This window comes from Ensifer sp. 4252, assembly GCF_050434565.1.
Classification (GTDB): domain Bacteria; phylum Pseudomonadota; class Alphaproteobacteria; order Rhizobiales; family Rhizobiaceae; genus Ensifer.
Map to the genome: position 1 here is coordinate 118,254 of NZ_JBNDIU010000010.1, position 15,775 is coordinate 134,028.

The following is a 15,775-nucleotide window of genomic DNA, read 5'->3' on the forward strand; positions in this document are numbered from 1 at the left end:
CGGTGACTAATCTGTGCCGAATGGGCAACATCCGACTGAGCGATGAAAAAACAGGCAAGAAAGTCCCTGCGGCAATCTGGCATGTTCGCGCGAATAGAGGTAGACAGAACCTCTCTTCAACGCGAACCGACGGAGGCAATGATGACTGTATTGATGTTGACACGCCTTCCTGGAGTGATGGGCCACCGTTTGGCCTAACCGGTTCCGCGACCTATCTTTCAAGAGATTTATGCGCGCTTCCGGAACTCCGGAAGATTAACCCGCCATGGCGGGGCAGCATTTCCGGACTGAAATTTTCACGATAAAGAATGCGGGGAGATACCCGCCTTCCTTCAAAATACTCTGAAGGAGCAAGACAATGTTTGGCTGGTTTGAATCCCGCCTCAATCCCTATCCGACGGAAGAGCCCGTGCTTCCGCCGAAAAGCCTTTTCGGCTTCTGCTGGCACTATTCCAAGCCGGCGGTTCCGTGGCTGCTCATCATGTCGGTCTGCACCATGCTGATAGCCATCGGCGAAGTGGCGCTGTTCCAGTTTCTCGGAAACATGGTCGACTGGCTGTCGAACGCCAATCGCGACACCTTCCTGGAAGCTGAAGGTCACCGGCTGATCTGGATGGGCGGCATGGTCCTGATCGGGCTGCCGCTGCTGGTGGCGATCGATTCGCTGATCATGCATCAGGTGCTGCTCGGCAATTACCCGATGATCGCCCGTTGGCAGATGCACCGCTATCTGCTGCGCCAGAGCATGACGTTCTTCGCCAACGAATTCGCCGGCCGCGTCGCAACCAAGGTCATGCAGACCTCGCTTGCGGTTCGCGAAACAGTGATGAAGATCCTCGACGTCTTCGTCTATGTCGTCAGCTATTTCGTCACGATGCTGATCGTCGTTGCCGCCGCCGACTGGCGGCTAGTGATGCCGCTCGCCGTCTGGCTGGTGATCTACATCTGCATCGTCACCTATTTCGTGCCGCGGCTGCAGAAGATCTCCAAGGAGCAGGCCGACGCCCGGTCGATGATGACCGGGCGCATCGTCGACAGCTACACCAACATCGGCACGGTCAAGCTGTTCTCGCATGCGGGCCGTGAGGAAGGCTATGCGCGCGCCGGCATGGACGGCTTCCTCGACACCGTGCACCGCCAGATGCGCAAGGTGACGCTGTTCCACATCCTCGTCTACGTCAACAACAGCATCGCGCTGTTTGCCATCAGCGCGCTCGGCATTCACCTGTGGCTGACAAGCGCCATTTCGGTCGGTGCGATCGCGATCGCCGTCGGCCTCGCCATGCGCATCAACGGCATGTCGCAATGGATCATGTGGGAAGTCTCGGCGCTGTTCGAGAACATCGGCACGGTCTATGACGGCATCGGCATGATGACCAAGGCGCAGGACATTGTCGATGAGCCGGATGCCAAGGCGCTGAAGGCGGAAAAGGGTGCGATCACCTACGACAACGTCCGCTTCCACTACGGCAAGGCAAAGGGCGTCATCGATCACTTGTCGCTCGATATCAAGCCGGGCGAGAAGATTGGCCTGGTCGGTCGCTCGGGCGCCGGCAAGACGACGCTGATGAACCTGCTGCTGCGCTTCTACGACGTGGAATCGGGCGCAATCCGGATCGACGGCAAGGATATCTCCACCGTCACCCAGGATAGTTTGCGCGCCCAGATTGGCGTCGTCACGCAGGACACTTCGCTGCTGCATCGCTCCATTCGCGACAACATCGCCTACGGACACCCGGAAGCGGACGACGAGGCGATCACTGCTGCGGCGAAAAGGGCGAATGCCTGGGAGTTCATCCAGGGGCTTGAGGACAACCAGGGGCGCAAGGGGCTCGACGCCCAGGTCGGCGAGCGCGGCGTCAAGCTCTCCGGCGGCCAGCGCCAGCGCATCGCGATCGCCCGCGTCTTCCTCAAGGACGCGCCGATCCTCGTCCTCGACGAAGCGACGTCCGCGCTCGATTCCGAAGTCGAGCAGGCGATCCAGGAGAACCTGTTCGCGCTGATGGCCGGCAAGACGGTGATCGCGATCGCCCACCGCCTGTCGACGCTGACGGAAATGGACCGCCTGGTGATCCTCGAGGCCGGGCGGATCGTCGAAACGGGTTCGCATGCCGAACTCGTGGCCAAGGGTGGCCTTTATGCCGACCTCTGGTCGCGCCAGTCGGGCGGCTTCATCGCCGACGACGCCGAGAAGGAAGAAGCGGCGGAGTGATCCGCTGCGGCCCCGCCGCGCATGCAGGCGGCGGGGTTTGCCACTTGACGTTACGCAATTGTAATGCGCTCGATGGCGGAAAGCGATTGCTGTTGCCGCCGAACCGCCTATATCGGAACCATGCTCAGCGCCATCGTCAGCATCTTTGAGAACTGGATCAAGCCGTTTGCGCCGCGGGAGCGATTGCAGCCGCCGAAATCGCTATGGGGTTTTGCCTGGTTCTATGCCCGTCAGGCCAAGGGGCCGTTTCTGGCGATGGCCATCCTCGGCGGCCTTGTCGCCATGCTGGAGGCGGGGCTCTTCTATTTCGTCGGACGGCTCGTCGACCTGCTCGACACGGTAAAGCCGGAGGCGGGCTGGAGCGGGCTGATTTCCGCCAACGGCCCCGAACTTCTGTTCATGTTGCTGACGGTGCTGGTGTTCCGCCTCGTCGCAGTGTCGCTGGCTGCGCTCGTCGAAGAACAGTCGATCATCACCGGCTTCCTCAATCTGGTGCGTTGGCAAACCTACACGCACGTCGCGCGGCAATCGCTTTCCTTCTTCCAGAATGACTTTTCCGGCCGGATCGTGACGAAGGTCTGGTCGGGCGCACAGGCGACCAGCGATCTGATCGTGTCGCTGCTGCAGGTGGTCTGGTTCATCGTCATCTATACCGCTTCGACCATGGCGCTGGTCGCCCAGCTCGACTGGCGGCTGGCGGCAATGGTCGCATTCTGGATCGTCCTCTTCCTGGCGCTGGCGCGCTATTTCGTTCCGCGCATCCGCAAGCATGCGCGCGATACAGCCGAAATGGCCTCGATGCTGAACGGTCGGATGGTGGATGCCTACTCGAACATCCAGACACTGAAGCTCTTCGGCCGCGACGACGAGAACGATCGCTACATCCGCGCCGGCTTCGATCGCTTCCAGCGGGCTGTCATTCCTTTCACGCGGCTGCTGACGGCCGTACGCGCCTCGCTTGCGCTGCTGTCGGGCATGATGATCGCTGCTATCGCGATCTATGCCATTCACCTCTGGCTTGGCGGCGCGATCAGTTCGGGTGCAGTTGCCTTCACGCTGGCGCTGGTGCTGCGGCTCAACATGCTGCTCGGCCGCATGATGACGCAGTTCAACTCGATCATGCGCAACATCGGCACGATCCAGAATTCGGCTGAACTCGTCTCCCAGCCGATCGGCCTTGTCGACAAGCCGGATGCCAAGGAGTTGTCGGTCAGTGAGCCGGAGATCCGCTTCGAACATGTGAAGTTCCACTACGGCAGGGGCGCCGGCGTCATCGACGACTTTTCGCTCGTGGTCCGTCCTGGAGAAAAGGTCGGTATCGTCGGCCGATCCGGCGCCGGCAAGTCGACGCTGGTCAATCTGCTGTTGCGCTTCTACGACATCGAAGGCGGGCGCATTCTGATCGATGGCCAGGACATTTCGACGGTGAAGCAGGAATCGCTGCGCGCGCAGGTCGGCATGGTCAGCCAGGATACGTCGCTTTTGCATCGCTCCATCCGCGACAACGTCCTCTTCGGGCACCCTGATGCAACCGAAGAGCAGCTGATCATGGCGGCGGAGAAAGCCGAGGCCTACGAGTTCATCCTCGATCTCCAGGACCAGCGCGGCCGCAGGGGTTTTGATGCTCACGTCGGCGAACGCGGCGTCAAGCTTTCAGGCGGACAGAGGCAGCGTATCGCGATTGCGCGCGTCATGCTCAAGGATGCGCCGATCCTGGTTCTGGACGAGGCAACCTCGGCGCTTGATTCCGAAGTCGAGGCGGCAATCCAGTCCAATCTCGATCGGCTGATGCAGGGAAAAACGGTGCTGGCGATCGCACACCGATTGTCGACGATCGCCGCTCTCGACCGGCTCGTCGTCATGGACAAGGGCCGGATCGTCGAGGACGGAACCCACGCCGAACTGATCGCCCGGGGCGGTCTTTACGCCGACCTCTGGTCGCGGCAATCGGGTGGCTTTCTCGCCCGAGAGGAAGCCGCGGAGTAGGGCGGTCCAACAGCCGTTTTCACGCCCTTCCGACGACTGTGGGCCGGTGGTGACGCCAACCATCAAGTCCTTGTGCCAATTGGCCGCGCTTTTCCCCGCGACAATCTGCCCACCCGCCCTTGTCAAGGCTGGACATAATTTGCGATCAAGCATAGAACGCGCCGGATTGACGGGGAATCTGCGAGCCATGTGCGCGCAGAACTTTACGGATTCTGTCGCCTGATAACGTGTTTGCAACAGCAAGCCGGCTAAGGTGTCAGCACATTGATTGGGCGTGTTTCCTTGACCTAGGTCAAACCGCAAGGGCAGGGATCTCGCTGGGCGGATGCGGTTTCCGCAACATTGCGTGAGAGGATGGTTTAGCCGTGAGCGAACACGACATTTCAAGCGAGACCTCGGGCGAGCCCACTCGCCGCGATTTCCTTTACCTGGCCACCGGCATGGCGGGCGTCGTTGGCGCTGGCGCAGTGGCCTGGCCATTCATCGACCAGATGCGTCCGGATGCTTCGACGCTCGCTCTCGCCTCGATCGAGGTTGATGTGTCGAGCCTGCAGGCCGGCATGTCGCTGACGGCCAAATGGCGCGGCAAGCCGATCTTCATCCGCAACCGCACCGAGAAGGAAGTGGAAGAGGCCAAGGCGGTCGCTCTTGCCGACCTCAAGGATCCGGTTGCGCGCAACGCCAACCTTCCGACCGACGCCGAGGCGAACGATCTCGATCGCTCCGCCGGCGAAGGCAAGGAAAACTGGATCGTGATGATCGGCTCCTGCACCCATCTCGGCTGCGTGCCGCTTGGTCAGGCCGGTGATTTCGGTGGCTGGTTCTGTCCCTGCCACGGTTCGCACTACGATACGGCTGGCCGAATCCGCAAAGGTCCGGCGCCGGAAAACCTCCCCGTGCCGACCTTCTCGTTCGTTTCCGACACAGTTATCAAGATCGGTTGAGGGGACTACTGATAATGAGTGCTGAACATTCAACCTACACGCCAACGACTGGCATTGAGAAATGGGTTGATTCCCGTCTTCCGCTGCCGCGTATGATTCACGACAGCTTCATCACCTATCCGGTTCCGCGGAACCTGAACTACGCATACACCTTTGGCGCCATGCTTTCCGTGATGCTGGTCGTCCAGATCCTGACCGGTGTCGTGCTCGCGATGCATTATGCGGCTGAAGCGACCGTTGCATTCAACTCGGTCGAAAAGATCATGCGCGACGTCAACCACGGTTGGCTCCTGCGCTACATGCACGCCAACGGCGCGTCGTTCTTCTTCATTGCCGTCTACCTGCACATTGCCCGTGGCCTCTACTACGGCTCGTACAAGGCACCGCGCGAAATCCTCTGGATCCTCGGCGTAGTCATCTACCTCCTGATGATGGCGACCGGCTTCATGGGCTACGTTCTGCCCTGGGGTCAGATGTCCTTCTGGGGTGCGACGGTTATCACCGGCTTCTTCACGGCCTTCCCGCTCGTGGGTGAGTGGATCCAGCAGTTCCTGCTTGGCGGCTTTGCCGTCGACCAGCCGACGCTGAACCGCTTCTTCTCGCTGCACTACCTGCTGCCATTCATGATCGCCGGCGTTGTCGTGCTTCACGTCTGGGCTCTGCACGTCGTCGGCCAGACCAACCCGACCGGCGTCGAAGTGAAGTCGAAGACCGACACCGTCCGCTTCACGCCCTATGCGACGCTGAAGGATGCACTCGGCGTTTCCGTCTTCCTGCTCGTTTACGCCTGGTTCGTCTTCTACATGCCGAACTTCCTTGGCCACCCGGACAACTACATTCCGGCTGACGCGCTGAAGACGCCGGCTCACATCGTTCCGGAGTGGTACTACCTGCCGTTCTACGCGATGCTGCGCGCCATCACCTTCAATGTCGGCCCGATCGACTCCAAGCTCGGCGGCGTTCTGGTGATGTTCGGTTCGATCATCATCCTGTTCTTCCTGCCCTGGCTTGATACGTCCAAGGTTCGCTCGGCTGTCTACCGTCCCTGGTACAAGCTGTTCTTCTGGATCTTCGTGGTCAACGCCATCATGCTCGGCTGGCTCGGCTCGCGCCCGGCGGAAGGCAGTGGTCTATTTGGCCTGATCTTTGGCGGCGATCTCGCGGGCAACTATGTGGGTTACTCCCAGCTCGGCACGCTGTACTACTTCGGCTTCTTCCTCGTCATCATGCCGGTTCTCGGCCTGATCGAGACGCCGAAGCGCATTCCGAACTCCATCACCGAAGCGGTTCTGGAGAAGAAGAATGCGAAGGCTCAGCCTGCCACGGCACGCGTGTGATCAGAACAGCGATTGATAAGGAACCCACAACAATGAAAAAGCTTGTAACAGGCATTCTGTCACTTGCTGTCGTCGCTGGCCTCGGTCTCGGAGCTGCTGTCGCTGAAGAGGCGGCAGGTGGCGAGGAGCATGGCGGCGGCACGCCCCACTATCCGATCCACAAGCCGGAACAGCAGGACTGGTCGTTTGCCGGCCCGTTCGGGAACTACGACAAGGGCCAGCTGCAGCGCGGCCTGAAGGTCTACGCCGAAGTCTGTTCGGCCTGCCACTCGATGAACCTGGTGGCATTCCGTACGCTTGAGGGTCTCGGCTATTCCGACGCCCAGGTGAAGGCATTCGCCGCGAACTACGAAGTTCAGGACGGCCCGAACGCTGACGGCGAAATGTACAACCGCAAGGCCGTGCCTTCGGATCACTTCCCGTCGCCGTACCCGAACAAGGAAGCAGCTGCTGCTTCCAACAACGGGGCTGCACCGCCGGACTTCTCGCTGATCGCCAAGGCGCGCGGCATCGAGCGTGGCTTCCCGCAGTTCGTCTTCGATATGTTCTGGCCCTACCAGGAAGGCGGCCCGGACTATATCCACGCACTGCTGACTGGTTACCATGAGCCGCCGGAAGGCGTTCAGGTCGCCGAAGGCACGCACTACAACCCTTACTTCGCGAGCGCTTCAGCGCTGGCGATGGCTCAGCCGATCTCCAACGATCAGGTTACCTACGACGACGGCGCACCGCAGACGGTGGACCAGTATGCCAAGGACGTCTCGGCCTTCCTGATGTGGGCCGCCGAGCCGCACCTGGAAGACCGCAAGCGCACCGGCTTCATGGTCATGGTGTTCCTGCTGATCTTTACCGGTCTCATCTATCTGACCAAGAAGTCGGTCTACGCCAACAAGGAACATTGATCGCCGGCTGGCTCGCCAGCTCGATCGAAACCTGACAAGAGGCCTCGGTTCGTCCGGGGCCTTTTCTTTTGTGCGGCGTTGTTTTCGCTTGTCGGCGCGAAAATGCTTATCGGGTCAGCGCAGACGAAAGAAGTGCCAGCCGTAGCGCGATGGCGTCATAGCCCGATCGGTCGCATAGGGCCCAGAAGTCCATGCGCCAGTGCCTCCAGAAACCAAAGCCTTCAGCTACATGCGGCAGCGCCGAGCACCGATTTGCGCTCGAACCGTTAAGCCTCTGGAAGTCCGCGGTGCAACGGTGGGGGCCGCCATGTCGCACGCTCATATGGCGAGCGAGCAACTGGGGTTGCAGCGAAGGGTGTGCCTGTCCCGGTATGAAAACGGGCAGGGCGCCCCTCCGACCGCAGAGATCAATGAGCGTAGCGCAGCATGGTCAAGCGCCTCCGGTCAGGTTCGGTTTTGATGGGGCAAACACGACCGGCAACTCGTTGGACGCGAACGATGTCCCTTTTCCACGCTGGGCAGCAGGCGCGTGGAATGCCTTCCTTCATCAATCCGGCCAGTGTCGCCAGCTCGGTCGCAGGCGTCATCTATGACCACTGGCGTCACCCTCCAACTCGAACCATGACGGATCCCGTGCGGTCCCGCTGCTCCATCTTGGTGTTTAGGTTCAGATGCAATGGCCCCCGCGCCGAGCCGCGCGTCGGTGGCGCAGGATTTCGCCCGCGCGTTGGCAGCGTTGGAATGCCAGGTATGAGGTCGCCTGTTAACATCGGATTGGGACAGTGAAGCGCTTGCCGCTCGCAAAGGCGAAGGGCAGTAGCGATGCCCGTGCCTCGCATCAATGAATGGAGGCGTTTCGCGGCCGTCACGGATCGACGCTGGCACCAACGGACATCGCAGAGAACTGCATCGTTCTTGAATGCCTTCACCTCAATAGCCCCGCTGCAACACAGGTGGCTGGCGACGATTGGCTGGTGATGGAGGACGGCAGAGTTGCGGAGCGGGTTATCGGTTCTCCGGTGTGGTAAGCAGGTAAGCTGTGGTATGTGGGTAAGATATAGCGCCGACAATCGGCAAACAGTGCTGCCGACGCCGGAGGTGTCGCTGCAGCCAAACTAACGCCAGCGGGGCGTTTGCTTCTGGTGTCGACCGCACATACGAAAACGGCCCCACCTTGCGATGGGGCCGTCGGATCTCGTTGGTCAGGGCTGCCTTAGTTGAAGCGGCCGGCGGCGTGGGCGAGCATCGTGTAGACCTTGCCCGTGTCTGATGTCAGGTAGGTCTGGGTGATGCGCTTGTCCGGATCGTTGCGTGCGACATCGGCAAGCAGCTTTTCGAAGTCGGCGATGTAGCGGTCGACAGCGGTGCGGAATTCCGGCTCGCGGTCGTACTTGCGCTTGATCTCGTCAAAGGTCTGCTGGCCCTTCAGCGTATAGAGCCGGCGGGTGAAGACGTCGCGCTCGCCGCGCTGGTAGCGGCGCCACAGATCGACCGATGCGTCATGATCGATGGCGCGGGCGATATCGACCGAAAGCGAGTTCAGCGATTCCACCACGTGGCGCGGATTGCGGGTATCGCCGCTGCGGGCAACCGGCTGGCTTTCAGCCGGGCGCTGCGGTGCGGCAGCAGGAGCCTCTTCACGCGAGGCAGCCCGCAGCAGGTCGCGCATCCAGCCGCCGCCTTCTGCGACCTCACTGGTGACGGCCTGCGTTGCCGGCTGGGCGCGGGCAGGCTGGATGGGGGCAGGCTGCTGAACGGTCGCCTGCTCGATGCCGAGGCTGCCGCGCAGCACCGGCGCCGGGTCCTCGCGGCGCGGTTCTGCGACCGGCTGCTGCACCGGACGGGCGACGGTGACGGGCGCTGCGGCCACAGGGGCGGCGGCAACAGGCTGCTGGCGCAACGGCTGGGCGACTTCGAGCTGCGTCGAGGACTTGCCGATGATGTCCGACAGCTCCTGCAGGGCCTTGATCTGCTCGGCCACGGCACGACGCATGACGGCGGCGTTTTCCTTGGCTTCTTCCGGCAGGTCGAAGGCGCTGCGCTTCAGCTCTTCGCGGGTCATGTCGAGTTCCTTGCGGATCTCGCCTGCCGAGCGACGGATATCGTCCGTCGCACCGCTGAAGCGGCCGATGGCTTCGTCGATCGCCACGCGAACGGCTTCGCGCAGCTGGGTGGCCACGCCGTCCGACTTCTTGCCGCTTTCGTTGAGCATGCGCTCGACATCGGAGACCGACGAGGCAACGCTGCCGCGCAGGCGGGATGCCACCTCCTTGGAGCGTTCCTCGGCGTTTGCGAAAGCACCCTCGATCGAGGAGCCGGCATCTTCGCCCACCTTGGCGATCGCCTGGCGGAGCGCTTCGGAGGCGCCGAGCGCACGGCCTTCGACCGCCGACAGCGTCTTGTTGACGTCGGCGAATGAGGTTTCGACGCCCGAGCGCAGTGTGTCGGCAATCTGGCGCGACCGTTCTTCGGCGCGCGAGAACACCGCCTCAACCGAAGCCCCAGCCTCGTCGCCGGCCTGTGCCAGCGCATTGCGCATGGATTCGGCGGCTTCGGCTGCGCGCTGCTCGGTGCTCGACAGCAGGCGGCCGACATCCGAGAAGGATTGCTGGATGCCGCTGCGCAGGTTGCCTGCAACGAGGCCGGAGCGCTCTTCGGCGCGCTGGAAGGCGCCATCGACGAAGCCTTCGAGTGCACGCATGGTGCGCTCGATTTCTTCCGAGCGCTGCACGAGGCCGACGGACAGGGTGCGCAAGGCATCCTGGCGTTCCTCGAGCGTGCTGACGAGGTTCGACTGGGCCGCGCCCAGCAGGTCCGAGGCCTGGCCGAGCACCTTGGAGTGATCCTCGAAGCGACCGACGATGCCGCCGATCTGCGACAGCGTGGAGGCGGAGATATCCGAGAGTTTGTCGACCTTGCCTTCGATGAGGCGGGTAGAGGTCGACAGCATGTCGGAAGCCTGACGTGTGGTTTCGGAGAAGCGGGTGGCCGTCGCCTCCAGCCGCTGATCCATGTCGCCAAGGTTGTTGCTTGCCTGGTCGATGACGGTTGCGATCGCCGTGTTGTTGGCGGCGAGCTGATCGATCAGGCCGAGGGCGGTCGACTGCAGACGGTTCTCGACCATCTTCATCGCCTTTGCCGTTTCCTCGGCGCGCAGCGAGATGGCGTTGAGCGTCTCGCCGGTGCGTTCGGTAATGGCATTGACGAGTGCTGCATTTTCCGCGCGCAGGCGCTCGGTGCTGTCCTGCGTCAGGCTGGCGATGCGCTCGGCGGCTTCGCGGCCGGTTGCGGCATACTGATCGATGACCGGACGGGCCTGCTCGTCGATAATGCGCGACAGCTCCATCGAGCGGCCGGCGAGCATCGAGTTGAGTTCGCGGGTCCGGTCGTCGAGCGTGCTGCGGATCGCTTCGCCACGGGCCTCCAGAGCCTTTTCGGCATCGGCAAGGCCCTGCTGGATGTTCTGGGCGTGGCTGGCCACCTGGCCATGCGTGGCGGCCAGGCGTGCGGTGGCAGTGTCGGAGGCGTCGGCGACCGAGCGTGCGAGTTCGGCATGGCGTGCGGCCGTTGCCGCTGCGGTCTGTTCGATCGCGTTTGCGAAGTCGGCGTTTCGGGACGCCAGCACATTGGCGAAGTCCTGACCGGCCTTGGAAAGAAGGCCGGCGGAACGGGCCGCTTCCGCGTCGAGTTCCTGCGCTGCGTCGTTGACTGCGCTGCGAAGTGTGGTGACGAGACCGGCGGCCTTGCCTTCAATACGGGCGGCTTCAGCGTCGAGCTCCTGAGCAACATCGCCGACTGCACCGCGCAGGTTGCTGACGAGATCCGCTGTCTTGCCTTCGATGCGACCGGCTTCGGCGTCGATCTCCTGCGTTACTTCGCTGACGGCGCCGCGCAGGCTGGTGACGAGGTCGGCAGTCTTGCCCTCGATACGGCCGGCTTCGGCGTCGATCTCGTGCGTTACGTCGCTGACGGCGCCGCGCAGGCTGGTGACAAGCACCGCGGCCTTGCCTTCGATCGTCCGGTTGACGTTTTCGAGGCCGATGTTGAGGGCACGGTCCATGGTGCCGAGGCGTTCTTCAATGCGGTCCGTGCCGGCATTGATGGCGCTGGAAATACGGCTTGCCGCTTCTTCGCTGGCGCGGTCGATTTCGCCGGCGCGTTCACCGAGGCTATCGGCAATGCGCTGGCCCGCGTTGCCGACGATGGCGTTGACGCTGCCGACGCTTTCGCGGACGCGATCCTCCAGCGAGCCGAGGCTCGTCTCAAGACGCAGGCCGGTGTCATCGACAAGTGCGTTGACGCTGCCGACACTGCCGCGAATACGGCCTTCCAGGGAACCGATACTGGTCTCGATCTTGGCGCCGGTATCGTCAACAATGGCGTTGACGCTTCCGACGCTGTCGCGGATGCGATCCTCCAGGGTGCCGATGCTGGCCTCGATGCGGAAGCCGGTGTCGTCGACGATCGCGTTGACATTGCCGACGCTGTCGCGGATGCGGTCTTCCAGCGTCCCCAAGCGGGTTTCGATCCGGTTGCTGGTTTCATCGACGATCGCGCCGACCTTGTCGACGCTGCCGTGCATCCGGCCCTCAAGCGAGCCCAGGCGGGTCTCGATGCGAGCGGCGGTATCATCGACGATTGCGCTGACATTATCGACACTGCCGCGCATGCGGTCTTCCAGCGAGCCGAGCCGGGTCTCGACACGAGCACCTGCCGCATCGGCGATCGTGCTGACGTTTTCGGCGCTGTCGCGCATGCGCTCCTCAAGCGCGCCAAGGCTTGTCTCGATGCGCAGACCGGTGTCGTCGAGGCGGTCGTTGAGGCCGTTGATCGACAAGTCGACGCGGTTGGTCAGCGTGTCAGCGGCGAGGCTGATCTGGCCCGCGGTTTCCGCCAGGCGCTCGGCAATGTTGCCGGTTGTCGAGCGCATGCGGGCTTCAAGCGTTTCGCCGCTGCGGTCGATGATGCCGGCAAGTGCCGACTGGCGCTCTTCGAGCGACATTTCGAGCATGCTGGCGCTGGTGGCAAGGCTGGTGGCGATCGACATCGACTGGTCGGACAGCATGCCTTCCAGCTGGTCGCGGCCCTGGTCGACGGCGAGGTTGATCGCGTTGATCCGGTCGTCGAGCGTGGCGCGGATCTGCTCGTGGGTCGAGGACAGGGTCTCGCGCAGGTGCTCGGCGCGGCCGGTAAGCGTCTGTTCGATTTCCGTCGCCTTGCCGGCGAGCGAGGCTGTCGCCTCGGTGGTGCGCGCGGTCAGCGCTTCGGCAATCTGGGCGCTTGTGGCCGTCAGCGCATCCGAGATCTTGCCAACGCGGCCGCTGAGGTCTTCGGCAATGCGAGCGCTGGTGTTGGTAAGAGTGTCGGAGATCTGGCTGACGCGGCCGCCGAGGTTTTCGGCAACGAGGGACACGCTGTCCGACAGCTTCTGTTCGATTTCACCAACGCGGTCGGTCATCGTTTCGGCAACGGCCGTGGCGCGGAAGGTGAGGTTGTCGGCGACGTCTTCCGCATGCCGGCTCAAGGAGTCCGCCATTTCGTTGGCGCGGGCCGTCATGGTCGAGGTGATGTGGGCAGAACGATCGGCCAGAACGCCGTCGAGTGCTGATGTCTGGCTCGACAAGGTCTCTGCAATCGCCTGGCTGCGTTCCGAAAGAACACGCTCCAGCCGGTCGGCCGTTTCGCCGACGGCGCCTTCGATCGCGTCCGTGCCTGTCGAAAGCACGGTCGAAAGGGCAAGGGTGCGCTCGGACAGAGTGTTATCGAGACGATGCTGGCTTGCGGCGATGGCGCTGGTGATCTCGTCGGTCGAACCGGTCAGCGTCTGCTCGATGCGGGCATGGGCCGCCTGCAGGCCGTCGACGAACTGTGCCGTGCGGGTGTCGAGACCCTCGGTCAGGCGCTGTTCGCTGGTCGTAAGGGCGTTTGCAAGCGCATCTGCGCGCTGGCCGAAGCCGTTCTCGATGCGATCCTGGGCCTCGGACAAGGCGCCCATCAGGCTGCTGGTCTTTTCGGAAAGCACGCTGTCGATGCGGCTATGGGCACCGCCGATCAGGTTGCTGAGATCGGACGTGCGGCTACCGATCGTTTCCTCGATGAAGTCGTGCGTGGCGCCGAGCGCAGTTGCAAGCGTCAGCGACTGATCCGAGAGGGCAGAGCCGATCTTCTCGATGCTGCTGTCGAGCGCGCCACCGATGGCATCCGAACCGCCAGTGACGGTCTCGTTGATGCGGTGCAGGCTTTCCATCAGCTTGGTATCGAGCAAGCTGGCGCGCTTGTCGAAGGCCGACGCGAACTCGTGGAAGCGCTCGTCGAAGGCGGTGGCCAGGTGGCCGACTGTCGTCTGCAGCTTCTCTTCGAAGAAGCCGCCGCGCAGATCGAGATCCATGATCGCGTCGTCGGCGCTGGAGCGCAGGCTCTGGCGGAAATGCGCACCCTTTTCATCGAGGGTGGCGTTGAGCGTGGCGAGCACGTCTTCGAGGCCGCCGGCAATAGCCTGCTGGCCGACGCTCAGGCTTTCGTTGAGGTCGCGGGTGCGGGCAATGAGCGTTTCATTGAGCTGGCGGGCGCGCTCGTTCAGAGCCGCGTTCAGCTTTTCGGTATTGGCGTCGAGCGACGAGGCGCGGGTCTCGAACTGGCCGAGCAGCTGCTCGCCACGCTTGGTCAGCGTATCGCTCAGCTGGTCGAGCCGGGTGTCGAATTCGCTGCTGAGGCCGAGGCCGGCTGCCGTCAGGCCGGAAAGGAGCGAGTCCGTGCGGTTCGACAGCATGGTGCTGATGTTCTGCAGCGCCGTATCGGACTTTTCGCTGAGAGCCGCTGCCCGCGTATCGATCAACGAGGCGAAGGCCTCGCCGGAGATCGCGATGCGGGAGGCGATGTCTTCGCCCGCCTGGTCGAGCTCGTCCTTCAGCTTGCCATGCGCACCGGCGATGGTCGAGCGGATGCGCTCGGAATGGCCGATGATGGCTTCGCGCTCGAGGCCGAGTTCCTGAACCAGCGTACGCACCCGCAGTTCGTTCTCGCTGTAGCTGCGCTCGAGGGCGTTGACCTCGGAATGAACCAGCGTTTCGAGTTCGGTGGCGCGAGCGATGGTGCGCTCGATGCCTTCGTTCATAGCCGAGACTTCGCGGCGAACGGCCTGACCGACGGTCATGACCCGGTCGGCCGCTGCGGTTTCCGGCTCGGCCAGGCGCAGCGCAACTTCAGCCATGGAGCGCGCGGCGTTGCGCAGTTCCTGCGCACGGGCGATCATGACGGCGAAGGAGAAGAAGAGCATGATGGGCAGCGCGATGCCGATGGCGACGCCGACTGCACCCGGGGTGGCGGCGAGATCGCCCAGCGTGCGGATCTGCCAGATCTGCGGTCCATAAAGCAGGTTGGCGACACCGAGGCCGGCCACGGCCCAGACCACCGAGACGAGGGCAGCGACACGGATCGCGGCGCGGTTCGAACGAACGTCGAGGGCGCGCAACATGGCAGCCGGAGAGCGGCGCCCATCGTCGTTTGCCGGAGAAAGGGGAGGCGACTTCGGCGCAGGTTCAGGAGCGAGCCCGCGTGCGGCGTCATTTGCTCGCGCGGCGCGGGGGGCTTCCTGTTGAGGCTTTGCCTTTCGACTGTGATCGGGCTGAGCAGCCTGATTAGTGGAGTCAGACACATTTTCCTCCGGATCATCCAAGGAAGTCTTGTCGTTAGGGCTCGACTTAAGCTCGTCAAAATCAATCTTAAGGGCCGCTTCCAGAGCCTGGAAGGCCTTTTCATCAATCGACTCGTTGCTCTTCTTCGTCGCCATAGGGATACGCCTCATTACCTTTTGCCTCCGACGAAGCGTGTCCTTGTCATCCGCAACTGCGGCAAGGCACTGTCTTCACCGGGGCGGTGACGGCAAGATACGCGCATCACATCTACGCAATACCCTACTGAACACCCACTGCATTTCCTCGATGGATAGTCGGAATTGACCCTCGAGGGCACCACTCGCACAGCTTATCCACCGGAACGGTTGCCATTTTCGTACGCAAGCCCGTTCCTAACCGTATCGTAGTGACACATTAGCCGGGTTCTTACAATTAAGAGCACTCCAGCTTCATTAAAATCCTAATGAATTCTTAATGCAGCAAGGGGGTTTAGGTCGGAAAAGGCAAGGAAATCAGGAGGTTTAACGAGCGTTAACCATTTTCCCAGATTCCTGCCTATATTGCGCCCCGTTTTAAGCCGATAGCAGCGCCCGCCCGTGGAGGATGATAGCTCGCAAACCGTAGCGATCGTCCGGCGACGAAGCTTGGTGAACAGGCGTCGTCGGTCACGGCGTCCGTGCCGCCCCATGGCAGTTGGACCGCGAATGAAGCGGGACGGCATCGGATAAAGACCAACAGCATACAAACAATAGGGAAATTG

At 62.5% G+C, this 15,775-nt stretch carries 6 protein-coding genes; 5 read left to right on the forward strand and 1 reads right to left on the reverse strand.

Features of this window, described 5'->3' with window-relative positions; all coding sequences use genetic code 11:
- The first annotated feature begins 358 nt into the window (after positions 1–358).
- The 5 genes from ABIE33_RS19510 (at position 359) to ABIE33_RS19530 (ending at position 7,381) form a co-directional block, all read left to right on the forward strand.
- Entirely contained in the window at positions 359–2,212 is a 1,854-nt protein-coding gene (locus tag ABIE33_RS19510) for an ABC transporter ATP-binding protein (protein ID WP_429128256.1), read from the forward strand.
- Between the two features lie 120 nt (positions 2,213–2,332).
- A complete protein-coding gene (locus ABIE33_RS19515; RefSeq protein ID WP_429128473.1) occupies positions 2,333–4,198 on the forward strand; it encodes an ABC transporter ATP-binding protein in 1,866 nt (621 codons plus the stop codon).
- 365 nt (positions 4,199–4,563) lie between these two features.
- Positions 4,564–5,142 carry a ubiquinol-cytochrome c reductase iron-sulfur subunit gene (gene petA, locus ABIE33_RS19520; RefSeq protein ID WP_077503655.1) on the forward strand — a complete coding sequence of 193 codons (579 nt, stop codon included), beginning with the start codon at positions 4,564–4,566 and terminating at the stop codon, positions 5,140–5,142.
- Positions 5,143–5,156: 14 nt separating this feature from the next.
- The gene (locus ABIE33_RS19525) at positions 5,157–6,479 is read left to right on the forward strand and encodes a cytochrome b (RefSeq protein WP_429128258.1); all 1,323 of its coding nucleotides are present in this window, start codon (positions 5,157–5,159) and stop codon (positions 6,477–6,479) included.
- A gap of 32 nt (positions 6,480–6,511) precedes the next feature.
- Positions 6,512–7,381, forward strand: coding sequence for a cytochrome c1 (locus ABIE33_RS19530; protein ID WP_429128261.1), 870 nt, complete (start codon positions 6,512–6,514; stop codon positions 7,379–7,381).
- 1,213 nt (positions 7,382–8,594) lie between these two features.
- On the opposite strand, the gene ABIE33_RS19535 is transcribed toward ABIE33_RS19530, so the two are convergent.
- Positions 8,595–15,170, reverse strand: coding sequence for a kinesin (locus ABIE33_RS19535; protein WP_429128475.1), 6,576 nt, complete (start codon positions 15,168–15,170; stop codon positions 8,595–8,597).
- Positions 15,171–15,775 lie beyond the last annotated feature (605 nt).